General features: G+C 35.5%; 16 protein-coding genes, 6 tRNA genes and 1 pseudogene. 17 read left to right on the top strand and 6 right to left on the bottom strand.

What is annotated here, in order from left to right; translation table 11 throughout:
• The first annotated feature begins 9 nt into the window (after positions 1-9).
• The 3 genes from BM253_RS12810 (at position 10) to BM253_RS12800 (ending at position 3,427) form a co-directional block, all read left to right on the top strand.
• The gene (locus BM253_RS12810; protein WP_091525022.1) at positions 10-2,166 is read left to right on the top strand and encodes a S9 family peptidase; all 2,157 of its coding nucleotides are present in this window, start codon (positions 10-12) and stop codon (positions 2,164-2,166) included.
• 46 nt (positions 2,167-2,212) lie between these two features.
• Positions 2,213-2,695 carry a glutathione peroxidase gene (locus tag BM253_RS12805; RefSeq protein ID WP_091525019.1) on the top strand — a complete coding sequence of 161 codons (483 nt, stop codon included), beginning with the start codon at positions 2,213-2,215 and terminating at the stop codon, positions 2,693-2,695.
• Positions 2,696-2,812: 117 nt separating this feature from the next.
• Complete coding sequence (locus BM253_RS12800; protein ID WP_091525016.1) at positions 2,813-3,427, top strand: NUMOD4 domain-containing protein; 615 nt, start codon at positions 2,813-2,815, stop codon at positions 3,425-3,427.
• Positions 3,428-3,442: 15 nt separating this feature from the next.
• Here the strand turns inward: BM253_RS12800 and BM253_RS12795 are convergent, their stop codons facing one another.
• A complete protein-coding gene (locus tag BM253_RS12795; RefSeq protein WP_091525014.1) occupies positions 3,443-4,294 on the bottom strand; it encodes a DUF6929 family protein in 852 nt (283 codons plus the stop codon).
• Positions 4,295-4,334: 40 nt separating this feature from the next.
• Here BM253_RS12795 and BM253_RS12790 point away from each other — a divergent pair, with 40 nt between their 5' ends.
• On the top strand, positions 4,335-5,201 hold the full coding sequence (locus BM253_RS12790) for a PPK2 family polyphosphate kinase (RefSeq protein ID WP_091525139.1): 867 nt from the start codon (positions 4,335-4,337) through the stop codon (positions 5,199-5,201).
• 31 nt (positions 5,202-5,232) lie between these two features.
• Here the strand turns inward: BM253_RS12790 and BM253_RS12785 are convergent, their stop codons facing one another.
• The 3 genes from BM253_RS12785 to BM253_RS12775 form a co-directional block, all read right to left on the bottom strand.
• Positions 5,233-6,579: a DEAD/DEAH box helicase gene (locus BM253_RS12785; protein WP_091525011.1), complete on the bottom strand. Its 1,347-nt coding sequence runs from the start codon at positions 6,577-6,579 to the stop codon at positions 5,233-5,235.
• A 55-nt stretch (positions 6,580-6,634) separates the two neighbouring features.
• Positions 6,635-7,393 carry a C40 family peptidase gene (locus BM253_RS12780; protein WP_091525007.1) on the bottom strand — a complete coding sequence of 253 codons (759 nt, stop codon included), beginning with the start codon at positions 7,391-7,393 and terminating at the stop codon, positions 6,635-6,637.
• Positions 7,394-7,464: 71 nt separating this feature from the next.
• The gene (locus BM253_RS12775; RefSeq protein ID WP_091525004.1) at positions 7,465-8,643 is read right to left on the bottom strand and encodes an acetyl-CoA C-acyltransferase; all 1,179 of its coding nucleotides are present in this window, start codon (positions 8,641-8,643) and stop codon (positions 7,465-7,467) included.
• A 256-nt stretch (positions 8,644-8,899) separates the two neighbouring features.
• On the opposite strand from BM253_RS12775, the gene BM253_RS12770 reads away from it, so the two are divergent.
• The 6 genes from BM253_RS12770 to BM253_RS12745 all read left to right on the top strand — a co-directional run bounded on the left by BM253_RS12770 (position 8,900) and on the right by BM253_RS12745 (position 9,449).
• A tRNA-Ser gene (locus tag BM253_RS12770) sits at positions 8,900-8,983 on the top strand.
• 5 nt (positions 8,984-8,988) lie between these two features.
• Positions 8,989-9,063: transfer RNA gene (locus BM253_RS12765), tRNA-Pro, on the top strand.
• 25 nt (positions 9,064-9,088) lie between these two features.
• Positions 9,089-9,162: transfer RNA gene (locus BM253_RS12760), tRNA-Arg, on the top strand.
• Positions 9,163-9,189: 27 nt separating this feature from the next.
• Positions 9,190-9,262: transfer RNA gene (locus BM253_RS12755), tRNA-Lys, on the top strand.
• A 9-nt stretch (positions 9,263-9,271) separates the two neighbouring features.
• Positions 9,272-9,354, top strand: a tRNA-Leu gene (locus BM253_RS12750).
• Positions 9,355-9,376: 22 nt separating this feature from the next.
• Positions 9,377-9,449: transfer RNA gene (locus BM253_RS12745), tRNA-Lys, on the top strand.
• Positions 9,450-10,230: 781 nt separating this feature from the next.
• Here BM253_RS12745 and BM253_RS17705 read toward each other — a convergent pair.
• Positions 10,231-10,491: pseudogene (locus BM253_RS17705) on the bottom strand (recombinase family protein); the annotation flags it as partial.
• On the opposite strand from BM253_RS17705, the gene BM253_RS17545 reads away from it, so the two are divergent.
• From BM253_RS17545 to BM253_RS12715, 7 genes are all read left to right on the top strand, one after another.
• The gene (locus BM253_RS17545) at positions 10,447-10,908 is read left to right on the top strand and encodes a hypothetical protein (RefSeq protein ID WP_317040962.1); all 462 of its coding nucleotides are present in this window, start codon (positions 10,447-10,449) and stop codon (positions 10,906-10,908) included. The pseudogene BM253_RS17705 and the gene BM253_RS17545 sit on opposite strands and share 45 nt — an antisense overlap.
• 4 nt (positions 10,909-10,912) lie before the next feature.
• Positions 10,913-11,047 (top strand): hypothetical protein, encoded by a 135-nt coding sequence (locus BM253_RS17620; RefSeq protein WP_317040961.1) that lies wholly within the window; start codon positions 10,913-10,915, stop codon positions 11,045-11,047.
• 647 nt (positions 11,048-11,694) lie between these two features.
• Complete coding sequence (locus tag BM253_RS17365) at positions 11,695-11,892, top strand: hypothetical protein (protein WP_177205783.1); 198 nt, start codon at positions 11,695-11,697, stop codon at positions 11,890-11,892.
• On the top strand, positions 11,883-15,515 hold the full coding sequence (locus BM253_RS12730; RefSeq protein WP_177205782.1) for a DUF6443 domain-containing protein: 3,633 nt from the start codon (positions 11,883-11,885) through the stop codon (positions 15,513-15,515). The genes BM253_RS17365 and BM253_RS12730 overlap by 10 nt, the downstream gene beginning before the upstream one ends.
• Positions 15,516-15,518: 3 nt before the next feature.
• Positions 15,519-15,929 carry a restriction endonuclease subunit S domain-containing protein gene (locus BM253_RS12725; RefSeq protein ID WP_091524993.1) on the top strand — a complete coding sequence of 137 codons (411 nt, stop codon included), beginning with the start codon at positions 15,519-15,521 and terminating at the stop codon, positions 15,927-15,929.
• A gap of 10 nt (positions 15,930-15,939) precedes the next feature.
• On the top strand, positions 15,940-16,350 hold the full coding sequence (locus BM253_RS12720; protein WP_143095659.1) for a hypothetical protein: 411 nt from the start codon (positions 15,940-15,942) through the stop codon (positions 16,348-16,350).
• Positions 16,351-16,361: 11 nt separating this feature from the next.
• Positions 16,362-16,805 carry a hypothetical protein gene (locus BM253_RS12715; protein WP_091524984.1) on the top strand — a complete coding sequence of 148 codons (444 nt, stop codon included), beginning with the start codon at positions 16,362-16,364 and terminating at the stop codon, positions 16,803-16,805.
• 124 nt (positions 16,806-16,929) lie between these two features.
• Here the strand turns inward: BM253_RS12715 and BM253_RS17540 are convergent.
• Positions 16,930-17,133 (bottom strand): hypothetical protein (locus BM253_RS17540; protein WP_450088498.1); only part of this gene is annotated, 204 nt, incomplete at its 5' end.

The following is a 17,133-nucleotide window of genomic DNA, read 5'->3' as shown; positions in this document are numbered from 1 at the left end:
ATATTTTTTATGAAAAAACTTACTTTATTTGCTTTTATGCTGGGCGGTTTTTTATCGCAGGCTCAAAATAATTTAACTATAGAAGAAGCTACATTAGGTGCTCAAAGAGGTTTTGGTACAAAAGCAATTTACGGTGCGCAGTGGCGTACAAATAGCGAACTTACGTATATCGATGCTACTTACAAAGCGTTGGTTTCTAAGAAAACAGATAAATCAACTGTTGAAAATTTTGTTACTACTGCCGATTTAGAAAATGCTATTGCAGCAGCTACCAACGAAAAAGTATCATTAAGAACCATCCCTTTTGATTATCATTGGGAAAACGATAAAGAATTTGCTTTTACTTATCAAGGCGAAAACGATAAATACTTTGTAATTTATAACGTTGAAACTAAAAAGGTTTCTAAGACTATTAAATTCAATGCTTCATCGGCAGAAGAAGTCATTGCTCCGAACAAAAATTATATTGCATATCTAAATCAAAACAATGTAGAAATTGTTTTGAGTAATGGGGAAGTAATTAAGGTTACAAACGATCCGGATCATGTGATTAACGGAAGCAGTAATACCCACAGAAATGAATTTGGTATTGATCGCGGAATGTGGATCAGCCCAGACAGCAAGAAAATTCTGTTCTATAAAAAAGACGAACGTATGGTGGAAGACTATCCGTTGGTTGATTTTGGAGCAAGAATTGCCGAAGAAAAACCAATCAAATATCCAATGGCAGGCTTGAAATCAGAAGAGGTTTCATTACATGTTTACGATATCGATACAAAAACTACAACTCCGTTAAATATAGAAGGTGATAAAGAACAGTTTTTAACAATGCCAACTTGGTCGCCAAATAGCGAATCGGTTTATGTTGGGGTGTTAAATCGTGGTCAAAATCATTTAAAATTGCAAAGATACACGGCTGCTACCGGTAAATTAGACAAGCAATTGTTCGAAGAAAAAAGCAAAACCTATGTAGAGCCTAACACACCTTTAAAGTTTTTAAACGATAAAGAATTCATCTATGTATCAGAAAAAGACGGTTACCGCCAAATGTATCGTTATAACACAAGCGGTAAGCAGTTAAACAGTTATGTGTATAAAGACGTTCTTTTTAAAGGTTTTGTAGATGTTTCGCCAAAAGAAATTTACTACATGGGTACCGCAAATAAGGGTATGGATAAATTACTGTATAAGGTAGATTTAAAATCAGGAAAAACCATTCCGGTTACAAAAACATCTGCAACGTATTCGGTAGAAATGAATAAAGATAAAACGTGGTACTATTCGCAATACACCAATTTTACTACGCCTAACAACGTTTCTTTGAATGCGGTTAACGGAAAATCGACTATTGAACTGTTGAATGCGCCAAACCCGTACGAAGGTAAAACCGTGTTGCCTAAAGTAGAAATGGTTACCATTAAAGCTGCCGACGGAAAAACGAATTTGAACGGAAGAATTCTGTACCCTGCAAATTTTAACGAGAACGAGAAATATCCGGTGATGGTTTACGTTTACGGTGGACCTCATGCGCAATTGGTTTCTAACCGATTTGGCGGTGGTGCCGGCGGATTTGACTATTACATGGCGCAGCAAGGTTTTGTGGTGTTTACGTTAGATAACAGAGGAAGTGAAAACCGCGGACGTGATTTTGAACACGTAATTCACAGAGAATTGGGTCAGAATGAAATGGCAGATCAAATGAAAGGTGTGGAGTTTTTAAAAACGAAAAAGTTTGTAGATGCTGATAAAATCGGAGTTTACGGATGGTCTTTCGGTGGATTTATGACCACAAGTTTAATGCTGAATTATCCTGATACTTTTAAAGTAGGTGTTGCCGGCGGACCAGTTATCGATTGGAAATGGTACGAAGTAATGTATGGCGAAAGATATATGGATACTCCAGAAGAAAATCCAGAAGGTTACGAAAAAACATCAACCTTAAATAAAGTAAAAAATTTAAAAGGAAGATTGTTGATGATTCACGGCGCACAAGATCCGGTTGTTGTGCAACAGCACAGTATGGAATTCATTGAAAAATGTATTAAAGAAGGCAAACAGGTAGATTACTTTTTGTACCCAACCCACGAACACAACGTTTTAGGTAGAGACAGAGTACATTTAAATGCGAAAATTGCCGATTACTTTATGACGCACTTAAAAAAATAACCTTAAAATGCATCAGCAATGGTGCATTTTTTATTTCTGAAACTAAATGGAATCAATCTATAATTTTAAAGCGAAAACATTACAGGGAAAAGAAATCGATTTTTCCGATTTTAAAAACAAAACGCTCTTAATTGTAAACACCGCCAGCAAATGTGGTTTTACTCCGCAGTACGAAGGTTTGGAAAAGTTGTATCAGCAATATAAAGATCAAGGTTTGGTGATTTTGGCATTTCCGTGCAATCAGTTTAATAATCAGGAACCCGGAGATTCTGCATCAATAAAAAATAATTGTCTGATTAATTACGGCGTTTCATTTCCTGTTTTTGAGAAGGTTGATGTGAACGGAAAAAACGCGCATCCGCTGTTTAAATTCTTAAAAAAACAATTGCCGGGTTTTATTACAAATTCAATTAAATGGAACTTTACAAAGTTTTTAATTGATAATGAGGGAATTCCCATAAAACGTTTTGCACCTTTTACCACACCCGAAAAAATTAACACTTACATTGTTAAAAATAACATTTTATAAAGAGCAAGTAACCAATAAAAAGACCTATATTTGCTAACCTTTAAAACAGAAAACACTACATAAATAGCCAAAAAAATTATCTAAAAGAACAAGTAAATTTAATTTAAGATAATTGTTATGTTAGTTTTATATCCCGGTGAAAATTTTGTTGAATTAAATCTCGGAGTCAAAAAAAGATTGCGTTATGCGGTTTCAAACTTCGGACGTTTAATAAGTTATAAAGAGCATTTTACCGATGGTACTTTGCTTAAACCAAATGTTACCAACAATTTACGAATTTTCAGGCATAAAGTTGCTAAAGAATGCGGTACAGGTTATGCTCACAAACATGTAATGCTTTCGCGCGCGGTTGCAGAAGCTTTTGTAAATAAACCTTGCGACGAGCATAATTTTGTTATTCATTTAGATTTTGATAATTTAAACGATCATTATACCAATTTAAAATGGGTTACCGAACCGGAAAAGTACGCACACCAGCGTATTAACCCGAATGTTAAGGAAGGGCACGTGAAGCGTATCGAAAAGAAACGTTTGTCACAAAAAGGAATGAAGTTAGATTCTACGCAGGTTATGCGTATTAAACGAATGATTTTTGATCCGCAGCGAAAAACCAGAATGAAAATAATTGCCAAACAGTTTGGTATTAGCGAAATGCAACTGTATAGAATAAAAACGGGCGAAAATTGGGCAAGTGTACCAACACCTAACTTTAAAGTAAAAGAAGAAAAATAAGCAGTAATTTACTGCTTATTTTATTTTTCCTTTTAAATCAACTTGTAATTTGTAGATGATAGCTTCTTTATTTTTAGCATCATCTGTATCTTCACATAGGGCAAAAGTTACATTCTTTTTATTTTGTTCAAGAACGGTAATTCCTTCAAACTTATTGGTATCGCTAATTTTTTCGGTGAAAAGCAATTTCATCTTTTTTAAATCAATCGCACCAAAAAGACTTCCTTTTATGGCTCCGTCATTATAAGTCGATGTTTCGTCTTCTGCAGTCGCAATAAAATATAGCGTATTGTTAATTACGGTTGCATCAGAAAATCCGCTTTGAACGTTATTTATTTTAGGCAGATCAAACTCAAAAAAGTAAATATTGAAATCATCGATTAAGTTTTTTCCCTGCACAACATAAATATAGTTTGGATTTTTTGGTCCGTTGCCTCGATTTATAAAAAGCCAATCTTCGTTGTAAGTAGTAACCGCTTCAATATTAAAATCATCGGTAGTTAATTCAGAAAAGCTCTTCATTTCGTCATAAAGTCCCGTTAAATCTAATTTTGTAGAGTATTTAGAGAATTTATTAACCATGAAACCTACGTTTCTGTTTTCTTTTGATCCCGATCCAAATGCATACCAGGTATTGTCAACAGTTGCAAATGATTCCAAATCGTATTTTTCAGATTTCGGCATATTGTCAGTAATCAACTCCCCATCTAAAGAATATTTCGCCAGCGAATCATTCGTTACAAAATAATGATACAGCGCATTTCCGTTATCAGAAACCAGCTGAATTTCGTTATTTTGATATCCAATGCCCGATGCGGCTACAATTCCCGCGATTTTTAACCACGAGGTAAGCAAATATTTTTTCATTGCTAAAATTTTATTGACTAATTTAGAGAAAAAGTATAATATGAAACGCAATTATTTTAAAGTTCCCGAAAATTTAAACTTAAAAGAAATTCCAACAAAATACAATACCGGTTTAGATCCAATCAGTTTAAAAAAGGAAATTAAAAAGTACAGTAAAAAGATCGCCGAACTACAGGATATGATGTACGCCGACGACCGATATTCGGTTTTAATATGTTTTCAGGGAATGGATACAGCCGGAAAAGACAGTATGGTTCGTGAAGTTTTTAAAGGATTTAATCCGCGTGGGGTGGTTGTTGAAAGTTTTAAAACGCCATCGTACAAAGAATTACAGCACGATTTTATGTGGAGGCATTATACCAAATTACCCGAAAAAGGAAAGTTTACCATATTTAACCGAACGCAATACGAAAATGTTTTGATTACGCGCGTGCATCCGGAATATTTAATGAATGAACGAAATCCGGATATTGATATAGATAATTTAACCGATGATTTTTGGAATAACCGTATGCAGCGAATGGTTCAGTTTGAAAAATTTTGGGCAGAAAACGGCGTGATTATTTTAAAATTCTATTTGCATTTAAGTAAAGACGAACAGAAAAACCGTTTGTTAAAACGTATTGACAAGCCAAAACACCAATGGAAATTTTCTCCGGGCGATTTAACTGAACGTGGCTTTTGGGAGAAATACCAGTTTTGTTACGAAGAAATTTTAAAGAATAGCAGTCATAAAAAAGGTGAGTGGTTCATAATTCCAAGTGATGATAAAGATGTAAGCCGATTAATTGTGGCAAAAATTATTTATGATACCTTGAAAAAGTATAAAGATATTTCGTATCCAAAACCTGAACCAGAAGTTTTAGAACATATTTCGAAATATAAGCAGCAGTTGTTGAAAGACTAAAAAAAGGGATTGTTTTAAAAAATCCCTTTTTTTATTTTTTCTTACGTTTTTCATCTCGTTTACGTTCAACTGCACGGTTTCTTGGTGCCGATTTTCTTGGTGTTCGTTTACCAGGACCACCTAAATTTACCTTTTTGTTTTTATCTTTTTTCTCATGAAAAGCCTCACCGCGTTCGGTATCAATTTTACGCTTGTTGGTTTTCATTTTAACTTTGTCTTTTTCAAACTCTAAACGCTGTTCTGCAATAACCACATGGCTAGGAATGTCCATCAAAGGAATTTCATAATCCATTAAAGCTTCAATATCAAAATGTGTTTCTTCTTCTTTCGGACTAATAAAGCTAACGGCAGCACCTTCTTTATCGGCACGCCCTGTTCTACCAATACGGTGAATGTATTGTTCAGGAATTTCGGGCATTTGCAGGTTAAAAACATGGGTAATATCGGTAATATCCAAACCACGCGCCATAACATCGGTTGTAACCAAACCACGCAATTCGCCGTTTTGAAACAATTCCATGGTGTTTAAACGGTAATTTTGAGTTTTGTTAGAATGAATCACGCCGAACTGACCAGGAAATTCTTCATCGATATGTTCCAAAACATAATCTGCCAAGCGTTTGTTGTTCACAAATAATAAAACTCGGGTTGTGGTTTCGTCATTCGTTAAAATATCCTTTAAAATATTTAATTTGGTAAGAAAATTAGGAACAACATAAGCCGTTTGCTTAATTTTTTCTAACGGAGTTCCCGATGGTGCCAACGAAACTTCTTCAGGAAAATTAAAATAATCATCTAAGATTTCATCAACTTCCTCGGTCATTGTTGCAGAAAAAAGAATGTTCTGCTTTTTATCCTTCATCATTGAAAGAATCGCGGTTAACTGTGTACGGAAACCTAAATTTAGTATTTCATCAAACTCATCAATAACCAATTTCTGCAAATTATCAAAACGCAAAATATTATCTAAAGCCAAATCCATTACTCTACCGGGAGTTCCCACCAAAATATCAATCCCTTCGTAAACCGATGTTTTTTGAGTGTTGATATTAACGCCACCGTAAATTCCTAAAGTGCGAATAGACATGTATTTTGTCAGTTTTTCAACTTCTTCTACCACCTGAACTACCAATTCTCGGGTAGGTAGCAAAATAGCCACACGAGGCGCATCGGTGGGTTGAAATTTCCATTGTTTTAAAATTGGTAACAGATAGGCAAATGTTTTTCCTGTTCCGGTTTGAGCGATTCCCATAACATCTTTACCAGACAATATGATATTGAAAGATTTTTCCTGAATTGGAGTAGGAGTGGTGAAACCTAAATCGTCTATTGCTTTTTGTAAAGATTTTGGTAGATTGAATTGCTCAAAAGTTGCCATAAAAAATATTTTGGGCAAAGATAAGCATTCTAAAAAAGAAATGTAGAATTAAAAATTAAATGATTTTTTTAATTACTCGAAGTTTGTGTGTATGGCGACCACTATCGATATTCAGAATTCCTAAATGATCTAAACGGTCAATACGAACTTTTCCGTGTGCATGGATAATGTAGTTGTTTTCCATGATGATGCCCACGTGAATGATGTTTCCTTCTTCATTATCGAAAAAAGCTAAATCACCAACTTCGCTTTCTTCTATAAAACTTAAAGCTTCGCCGATTTTTGCTTGTTGCGATGCATCGCGCGGAATGTAGTATCCGTTTAAACGATAAACCATTTGCGTAAAACCCGAACAATCTATACCGAAAGGCGTTTTGCCACCCCATAAATAAGGAGCGTTTAAGTACAAAAAAGCAGTTTGTAAAAGATTTGTTTTTGGTTGAATACCGGTAATCATGGTTCCATCGAACGTTAATTCTTGCGAATTGATATCGGCAAACGTCAGGTAAGATAAATCGCTTCCTAACGAAACAGGAATTAAAGTATTCTTTCCTGTTAAATAATCAATTAAATCGGCACAATAGAATTTTGCACTTTCCTGTATCTTTTTATATTGATCTTCGGTAATTTCTGTAAATTGCTTGTTGTCTATCCAGCCTTCGTACATATCGGCAGCCAAGGAAATTCTAGACCATTTTTCTTTTTTTTCTAAAATTGTAAACGTTTCTCCAAAAAGAACCTGTGTAACTAATTCACTTCGGTCTGAAGGTTCAAACCGCAAGGGAACAATAGCTAAATTACAAAGTGCATACATATTTTGAAATCTAAAAAAAGAGATGAGAAGGTTTTAAATTCCTTCTCATCTTTATAAAAAATTTTACAGAATTAAATTTTTTCGATAACGATTGCCGAAGCACCACCACCACCATTACAGATAGCAGCCGCACCAATTTTACCGTTATTTTGTTCTAAAACGTTAAGCAACGTTACAACAACGCGCGCACCAGAACAACCAAGTGGGTGACCTAAAGATACCGCACCACCATTAACATTGATTTTAGCAGGATCTAACTTTAGAAGGTTTGTATTAGCAATACCAACAACAGAAAAAGCCTCGTTGAATTCAAAGAAATCAACATCGTTAATAGAAACACCTGCTTTGTCTAATGCTTTTGGTAATGCTTTTGCCGGTGCTGTTGTAAACCATTTTGGTTCTTGCGCAGCATCTGCAAATCCTTTAATGTATGCTAAAGGTTTTAAACCTAATTCGTTTGCTTTTTCTTCGCTCATTAAAATTACGGCAGCAGCTCCATCATTAATTGTTGATGCGTTTGCAGCAGTAACTGTTCCGTCTTTTGTAAAAGCAGGATTTAATACCGGAATTTTATCTAATTTTACGTTAGTATATTCTTCATCTTTAGTAACCATGATTGGATCACCTTTACGTTGAGGAACAGCAACAGGAACAACTTCTGCAGCAAATTTACCTGCATCCCAAGCAGCAGCAGATTTTTTGTATGAATTGATTGCAAACTCATCTTGTTGTTCTCTTGTAATATTATGTTCAGTTGCAGTAGCATCGGCATAAACACCCATTGCCTGATTTTCGTAAGCATCGCTTAATCCATCTTTTTGCATACCGTCTGTAAACGCAGTTCCGCCAAACTTAACACCTGTTCTAAGATTAGCGTAATGTGGAATCATACTCATGTTTTCCATTCCTCCGGCTACAACAATTTCAGCATCGCCGTTAGCAATAGCTTGTGCACCTTGCATAATTGCTTTCATACCAGAAGCGCACACTTTATTTACCGTAGTACAAGCAACATTGTTAGATAAACCTGCTAATAATGCAGCTTGACGAGCAGGAGCCTGACCTACACCAGCCTGAACTACATTCCCCATTAAAACTTCGTCAACTTTATTTGGATCTAAATTGATTTTTTCTAATGCACCTTTAATCGCTGCTGCACCTAATTTTGGAGCAGAAACTGTAGATAATGCGCCCATAAAACTTCCTATTGGAGTTCTTGCAGCAGATACAATTACTACTTTCTTATTCATAAAATAATATATGTTTAGTTTAGTGCGAATTTACTAAAATATTATTGTTTTTTACAACAAAATTTTATAATTGAATTGTATTGGTATGAATAGGTTAAATTAATGTAAAAAAAACTGTGTTTTTATATGGTTGATTATTAATGTTATAGTGATTTTGTACAGTTTGTTTAATAAAAAAATCAAATAAACACTTGCAAAATCTTAAATCTGGTTATACATTTGCAACCGCATAACTAATTAAAATGTTAGTTTAGTAGGAGAGGTGCCGGAGTGGTAACGGAGCAGATTGCTAATCTGTCGACGGGTAACTGTCGCCAGGGTTCGAGTCCCTGTCTCTCCGCTTTTCGGGGTGTAGCGTAGCCCGGTTATCGCGCCTGCTTTGGGAGCAGGAGGCCGCAGGTTCGAATCCTGCCACCCCGACAAATTAAGCCTTGCGCTTAGGTTCGGCCCAATAGCTCAGCTGGATAGAGCAACTGCCTTCTAAGCAGTAGGTCTCAGGTTCGAATCCTGATTGGGTCACAATAATGACCATTCAAAAGTAATTTAGACTCGATAGCTCAGTTGGTAGAGCACAACACTTTTAATGTTGGGGTCCTGGGTTCGAGCCCCAGTCGGGTCACATAGTAAAGGCTGTGTGGAGGAATTGGTAGACTCGCCATCTTGAGGGGGTGGTGTCATCAAGACGTGTCAGTTCGAATCTGATCACAGTTACTTTTAAAATATTGATATTATTGACTCGATAGCTCAGTTGGTAGAGCACAACACTTTTAATGTTGGGGTCCTGGGTTCGAGCCCCAGTCGGGTCACTTGTAGGGATAAATCTTTTTTTAGATTTATCCCTTTTTTACTTTCTTTCAATTCATTGGTTTTACTGAAGATAAGCGAAACAGTCGAATTAATTTTATGAGTTCGATGTCGCTCTCCGTCAAAAATCAGATTTTCAGGGAATATCGAACTTATTATCTGACGTTTTTGTTCTATTGTCCCATATTTGTAGAGGTTTCCCATATTCCCAATCTTGCTTAACTCACTTTTTAAAAGTTTGGCTATTTCGTTATTTCGGTACGAAAGAAGTGAAAGATCAAACTCCAATCGTTCTATTTTTGCGTGGGTATCTTTTTTGATGAAAACATAGTCGTCATTATCCAAAGTTCCGTCCACTTTTTGAATCAGCGCTTTCTGAATTCGTTTGTTTAATTCCTCTATTAGAGATAAGATCTGTTTGCGTTCCAAATTCTGCTGCTTTCCCTGACTGATATATTCATTGACAATCATTTCAGAAAAGAGTTCAGCCATTCCGGCTTTTGGCAGCATGTTTTGTAATTGCTGTTCAAATATTTCATTAGCATTTTCCGCACGAAAACGTGTGCCACAAGAGCTGGAGCAATGATAGTAGTAGTAATATTTGCCCATTTTACATTTAGAGTCACTACCGATAAGCATTCGGTCACACTTCGGACATTGTAAAAACCCGCGAAGCGGCAAGCTGTCCATTGAAACTATTTTAGGTTTAGTGGTATTACGCTTTCTTCCGTCAAGTATATCCTGAACTTCACTAAATTCACTTTCACTAATTAACTGCTCATGCTGTCCTCTTACAAAATAGGATTCTTCATCTTTAAAGGCAGGAATGAATATTTTGCCACAGTAAAGAGGATTTCGTAACGCAACCCAAAAATTGTTCTTGCTAAAGCGTGGTCTTTGCTTAGACTTCTCTCTGACCATTTTCCATATTTGTTCGGTATTGAAGTTGTTCTCGAGGATCTGTTCAAAAGCCCATCGAAGTAGAGGGGCTTCTTCAGTATGCAGTGCAATATATTTCTTTTTATCCTCGTTAATCTTGTTCACGTAACTTATTTGGGAAAAGATTTTACCGATAAGCGAAAGTTGTTGCAACAGGTGGTAAACGGAGAAGTGAAACTTTGTACATCGCATATCAAATTACAAGACGGTAAAATCTTTTGGCTTCCGGTGTTTGAAATAGAAAAGGAAACGCACTGCCTGAAAGAAGAAGTTATTGCAGAAGCTTCGCTTTCATTGGAATATCCTTTGATTGTCAAGATTGGTAAATCCAGATATACGATAGGCACTCAGGAAGAGTTCCTATACAGAAGGCTGGCTATCCAGAAATCATTGGAGCGTGTGAAGGTTGGCTCAAAATATTGCAGGTCTGACAAAGGTCTCAGAAGTAAATTAAAGGCGACAGAAAAGCTCAAAAAGGCAGAAAGCAACTATGTAAACAACCGTCTGCACCTAATACAGTAAAAAGTTGATTGATTTATGTGTGGAACATCAGGTAGGAACATTAATATTGGTAGATCAGCAGGAAAAGGCAGCGATTGCCAAAACAGAAGGATTTGTTTTAAGGAATTGGAGCTATAACAATCTGGTGATAAAAATATAATATAAAGTTGACAGGGCAGGAATAGAACTTATTATAGGATAACAATATAATTACGAGGGTGCTTGTACACCTGTAGGGTGAGTTTGGTTGGCAACACTCACTAAATGCAACAGCATATACAACGCGTGGCTGACTTTTTTTTAAGATTGAAATCTGATTTTCTGAAAATAAAATAATCCAAATCAATATCTAAAATAGGGTTACGTATTAAGTTACTTTAAAGGGAAATGCTTACCGATCCTATTGGAGCTTGATTAATTCTATTTGTAAACAGGTGTTTGTTAAAACAAGTACCTGCTTGTTTTTTTTACAATCAATATAAAGGCTTTAATTCTTCTTAATTGCTTTGGGAATTCCTAAAAAGATTATAATTTATACATATAATTGACCAGAGTGGAATAATCGTATTATAAGTTAGAACAAGATGTTTTTAATTGATTAAAACTTTAGAATTGATATCTGTAGAATTAGATTAATGAAGTAAAAAAACAAAAAAAATATTTTTCGTTTTAACATTTTATTATACTTTTGCCCAAACTTATAAAAACACATTAATGAAACACAACTACACTACAAATAAAGTAGTTAAGACTACTTTAGATAATTCAAAATCCCTTTTAATAAAATCAAAATAAATATTGTTGTAAATGAAAAAGAGACTACTTTTTCTACTCTTTGGTATGTCTGCATTTAGCGGTTACAGCCAAAAAGTGGTATGGGAAAAAACAATCGGTGGCGAACATTCGGAATACCTTTTCGATATGGTTCCTACACTGGATTATGGCTTTTTGTTGGCAGGAAGTTCGCTATTCGTTATATTTATTTACAGATTATATTGCTGGTAAGTGCTTTTTCGTTTGCACAAACCAACACAGAGAATTACACTACCGAAACCATTTATCAAAACGGTAGAAATCCATCAGGATTTTACTTTGCTACAAACACTGATTTTGTAACCACTACTTATTATGATGGTTTGGGCCGCCCCATACAGCAGGTACAGCAGAATGCTTCACCGGTAGGCGACAAAAATATTGTAACCCATATAGAATATGAAAAAAATCTAGGACAAACCAAAAACTACCTGTCATTTACAACCGAGGGTAAGGAGGTTACTTCGTTTCCTGGAGGAGTGACCTCTACTTCTTACAATTCAAATTATACAACAGATGCAAAGCAATCTACGCATAATTATTACAATGCCATACATGGAGCGCCCAATCCATACAGTGAAAACCGTTTAGAGGCTTCACCCAATGCAAGAGTATTGGAAACCGGTGCTCCCGGTAATGACTGGATGATTAACAGTGCCGTTGCCGAAGCCGACCGCCATACAATTCGTTATAACTATACTTTTAACACTACAAACGAAGTTAAAAAGTATTTGGTAAATACCCAATGGAACAGTAGCCGTGAAGTTTTTACAAACACCATAGACGAAAACGGTTATTACCCTGCAAATACCTTAAAGAAAACCACCGTAAAAAATGAAAATTGGAAAGCGGATGACGGAGTAAACAATACTACCGAAGAATTTACGGGAGTTGACGGTAAAGTGTTGTTAAAACGTACCTATAACAACAACGAGGCACACGACACTTATTACGCTTATGATTTTTACGGAAACCTTGCCTATGTGGTTCCACCACTGGCGAACGGTTCTGTTGCTGTTACCAATTTAAATGAGCTTTGCTACCAGTATTTGTATGATGAAAAGAACCGTTTGGTAGAAAAAAAGCTGCCGCAAAAACAATGGGAGTATATCGTGTACGATAAAGCCGACCGTATCGTGATGACCGGACCGGCAAACAACCCGTTCGATACTTATGCAGAACCCGGCTGGATCATGACCAAATACGACAACCAAAGCCGCACCCTTTACACAGGCTTTTACAACGGGCACATGGTAAATTCCGAAAACCGCAAGGAAATAAAAGAATCTATTTATGCACAGGCAGATAATAACGAAACTAAAAGTACAAGTAATACAACCATAGATGGTGTTACAACACGCTATACCAATACCAAATTCCCTACGGCTTTTAACCTGCTTACGGTAAATTATTACGATGATTACCAGTTTCCGAGTGCACCATCGTCATTTCCTGCCGTACAGGGCGTAACAACGGTAGCAGCTGTAAAAGGCTTGGCAACCGGTAGTTGGACACGTGTGATAACTACCGATGACGAGCACAAAGCTAATGTTTCGCACACGCTGTACAACAACAAATACCAGCCAGTGCGTACCTATACCGCAAACTATCTGGGTGGTTATATACAAACCGACAATGTATTACCATTTCGCGGTATACCTACCCAAACCATAACCACAAATAAAAAAGATGCGGCGGCGGCAGTGCTAACAGTAACTAATAATTTTACCTATGATCTTAGAGAACGTTTAAGAACTCACAACCAACAAATAAACGGTGGATCGGCAAAACTGATAGCCGAGAATATTTACGACGAATTAGGTAAGCTAATAATTAAAAAAGTAGGCGGTACAAGTGCTGTGCCCTTGCAAGATATAGCCTACGGATATAATATTCGCGGCTGGCTTCGTAGTATTAACCAGATAGAAAATACCGTGGGACCATCTACCAACAAGCTCTTTAATTATACCGTAAACTACAATCAAACTTTTAATGAGGATACTTCGCAACCACAATACAACGGCAATATATCAAGTGTGGCATGGCGAACACTTACAGATAACCAGATAAAAGGGTACGGGTATGATTACGATCATTTAAACAGGCTAAACTATGCAAGTCACTTAACATCAACAGGTAATTACAGCTACAGAAATTATAACCGTGACGGACAGTATGCCGAAGATTTAACCTACGATAAAAACGGCAACATTTTAACACTGCAACGTTACGGCCAAGAAGAAAATGGTCAGCCTATACAGACAGACGATTTAACTTACGAATACACCGCTAACCAACTGCAAACCGTAACCGATGCTACCAATAACCCCGACGGTTTCAATGACGGCAATACAGTAGGACTAGATTATATATACGATACTTTTGGTAATTTAAAAGCCGATAGTAACAAAGAAATAGAAGATATAACCTATAACCATTTAAACCTGCCGGTAGAAATTACCTTTGCCACAGGAAAGATTACCTATACGTATGATGCTACAGGTACAAAAATTAAAAAAGTAGTAGAACCGGCTACCGGTGCAGCGCAGACTACAGATTATTTATTTGGTTTTGAATATGAAAACGGAGTGTTGCAGACCTTTCCGCATGCCGAAGGATATGTTAAAAATAATGGAGGCAATTATGTTTATCACTATATTTACAAAGACCATTTAGGCAACAATCGTTTAGTATATGCCGATTTAAATAACGACGGAACTATAAACCCTGCCACCGAAATTGTAGAAGAAAACAATTATTACCCGTTTGGTTTAAAACATCAGGGATACAACAATTTACCGGGCGATGGCTATAAATATAAGTTCTTAAACAAAGAATATGAAGACAGCTTTGCTTTAAACGTTACAGAGACTGATTTTAGACATTACGACAGCGCGTTAGGACGATTTAATGTTATGGATGTTTTGAGTGAGTTAGCACCTAATTTTACTCCTTACCGCTATGGTTTTAATAATCCGGTGTTTTGGAGTGATCCTTCGGGGTTATTCGAAAGCTATGATGCAGCCCAAAACTGGATAGACAGATGGGGATTATCGGGTGCAAGTATATCGTATAATCAAGATAAAGGTCTTTATGAAATTGAGAATAATGGTGTGTCTTTTTATCAGCGTGGAGTGGATATTATCAAAAGTATGTATTCATTAGATACAGGAATTACTATAGATATTATTAAAGGTGGTGCTTCTAACGGTGGTGGCGGGAAGAAATCAGGTATGGGAGCCAAGCTATCAGCTGATTTAACAAACTCTTATTCTAGTTCAGGTTTAAGACACGCTGTTAATTGGTGGAGCCGTAATATAAATTTGGGAATTTATGATTTTCTATATAACAACTCTGCTGTTACCGGTTATGGATCTGGGGAATACGGACCTTGGATACCTGATGCTTTTGGTGTATCGTTTAACGCATCAGCTTGGGGAAGTTCAGTAGGTTTTAGCATGGTACTAGATAATAAAGATAATTTTGACTGGTTTGTTTCATACTCAGGTGGTGCAGGTTACACCGGGGCAGGGTTTAGTGTAGGTGGTACTTTTGATTTATATAATAATAGTGATCCTACCAAAACTGTATTAAACGGAATACCTGGTTCAACTTATGATTTTAGTACAGGTTACGGTTTTATGGGAGGATATTCTACACCATTTGATCCAAAATCAAGACAATTTATTAACCGAGGCGTAGATAAGTACAGTTTTGGTATAGGAACAGGTGCAAGGGCTGGTGAAGGAAGAACTTATTCATCAGGTGAAATGTATCAAATGATTATTAATTATTTTAATTCGTTTAATAGATAAGCAATGAGATATAATATTTTATTTTCAACAGTTATAATTTCAACTTTACTCTCTTGCAGAACAGAAGAAGGTTGCAAAAAAATAGAAAATTCAATCAAAGAAGAAAATTACCATTTAGTTTTATCAGCGAAGCCGGAAAAAAATTCTGGCAACGGAACTTGGTTCTATGAGGTAAAAGGAAAGGATTTAGACAGCAATACAGATACAATTATTCATTTAGATAATTACAGATGGTACGAATCTTTTTATTATTTATGGGATAAGGGTGATACTTTGGTTAAAGCGAAAGGAAGCTTAATTACTGAAATTCATAAAAAGGATACAATTTACCACATGCAATGGGATTGTGAGGATCCAAAGTTAAATGGAATATCTACAAAGTTTTTCAAACCGCCTAAAGGAAATAACCATTAATTTTTAACGAATGAGATATAAGATTTTATTTTCAATGGCTATAATTTCTATCTTGTTTTCATGTAAAACGGAAGAAAGTTGTAAGGTAGAGGAAAATTATGTAAAAGAAGAAAATTACCATTTGGTTTTATCTGCCAAACCAGAAAAAACCTACGGTAAAGGAACTTGGTTTTACGAGTTAAAAGGAAAGAATTTAGACAGCAATACAGATACAATTATTCATTTAGATAATTATAGGTGGTATGATTTATTTATTTTTTTATGGGATAAGGGTGATTCCTTGGTTAAATTAAAAGGAAGCTTAATTACCGAAATTCATAAAAAAGATATTATTTATAATATCGAATGGGATTGTGACGATCCTAAAATAAATGGTGTCTCTTCAAAATTATCCAAGCCACCTAAAGGAAATAATAATTAATTTAGTAGTAAATGAAAAGATTATTAATATTAGCTATCCTTTCATTAAGTTTTTCGTGTAATAACTTAAATGTACAACGAAAAAATACAGAAAGAGATAAGGTTGAAGGCGAAAAGGTTTTAAATACCTATTTTGATAATTTAGCATCAAATAAGAGAGAGGACAATTTAAAATTGTTTAGTGAAGTTTTTTTTGAAAAAACACCGAAAGATACTTTTCTAAAACAAGATAGTATAGTAGGTTTAAAATTGGGTAAAATCATAGAAAGAAATCTATTAAAATGGGAAACCAATATCATCGAAGGTAGACGTGCGATATCTGAATATGTATTTATTTATGATGTGAAAAGGGAAAAATACAACACCAAAGAAACCTTCTATTTAATTAAAGAACCAACAGATTCAATCAGGATCCATACATATCAAGTAGAATCGGAAGGATTATTGGCAGAATAAGGAGAATATTCCAAAATTAGTACTAATTAAAAAAATAAATTTTATAGAAAATCCCTGTTCTTGCAGGGATTTTTTTATGGTTAAAATGTTTGGAGAATCTATTTTCCTTTTTACTATATCAGGTCTACTGTTGGAGTACCAAATGCTGTAAATCCGGATCATTTTTGATACGTTCCAGTTCACTTTCAATGATATTTACAATATCCCTCTTAATCTGTTTGTAATTAGCTTCGATTTCCTGTTTCATATTATCTATCCTGTTTCCCCCCCCCCCCCGATAACTATGGTTTTTCAAAATAAAAAATGTTAAAATTCTCACTGTTTTTTT

Origin of the sequence: Paenimyroides ummariense, from assembly GCF_900115115.1 — a bacterium.
GTDB classification, from domain to species: domain Bacteria; phylum Bacteroidota; class Bacteroidia; order Flavobacteriales; family Flavobacteriaceae; genus Flavobacterium; species Flavobacterium ummariense.
This window is presented reverse-complemented; position numbering and strand designations above follow the sequence as displayed.

What these genes read in the sequence shown, in the direction of transcription:
- BM253_RS12810 (WP_091525022.1), top strand. Translation starts at nt 10, where the DNA reads ATGAAAAAACTTACTTTATTTGCTTTTATGCTGGGCGGTTTTTTATCG.
- BM253_RS12805 (WP_091525019.1), top strand. Translation starts at nt 2,213, where the DNA reads ATGGAATCAATCTATAATTTTAAAGCGAAAACATTACAGGGAAAAGAA.
- BM253_RS12800 (WP_091525016.1), top strand. Translation starts at nt 2,813, where the DNA reads ATGTTAGTTTTATATCCCGGTGAAAATTTTGTTGAATTAAATCTCGGA.
- BM253_RS12795 (WP_091525014.1), bottom strand. Translation starts at nt 4,294, where the DNA reads ATGAAAAAATATTTGCTTACCTCGTGGTTAAAAATCGCGGGAATTGTA.
- BM253_RS12790 (WP_091525139.1), top strand. Translation starts at nt 4,335, where the DNA reads ATGAAACGCAATTATTTTAAAGTTCCCGAAAATTTAAACTTAAAAGAA.
- BM253_RS12785 (WP_091525011.1), bottom strand. Translation starts at nt 6,579, where the DNA reads ATGGCAACTTTTGAGCAATTCAATCTACCAAAATCTTTACAAAAAGCA.
- BM253_RS12780 (WP_091525007.1), bottom strand. Translation starts at nt 7,393, where the DNA reads ATGTATGCACTTTGTAATTTAGCTATTGTTCCCTTGCGGTTTGAACCT.
- BM253_RS12775 (WP_091525004.1), bottom strand. Translation starts at nt 8,643, where the DNA reads ATGAATAAGAAAGTAGTAATTGTATCTGCTGCAAGAACTCCAATAGGA.
- BM253_RS17545 (WP_317040962.1), top strand. Translation starts at nt 10,447, where the DNA reads ATGCAGTGCAATATATTTCTTTTTATCCTCGTTAATCTTGTTCACGTA.
- BM253_RS17365 (WP_177205783.1), top strand. Translation starts at nt 11,695, where the DNA reads ATGAAAAAGAGACTACTTTTTCTACTCTTTGGTATGTCTGCATTTAGC.
- BM253_RS12725 (WP_091524993.1), top strand. Translation starts at nt 15,519, where the DNA reads ATGAGATATAATATTTTATTTTCAACAGTTATAATTTCAACTTTACTC.
- BM253_RS12720 (WP_143095659.1), top strand. Translation starts at nt 15,940, where the DNA reads ATGAGATATAAGATTTTATTTTCAATGGCTATAATTTCTATCTTGTTT.
- BM253_RS12715 (WP_091524984.1), top strand. Translation starts at nt 16,362, where the DNA reads ATGAAAAGATTATTAATATTAGCTATCCTTTCATTAAGTTTTTCGTGT.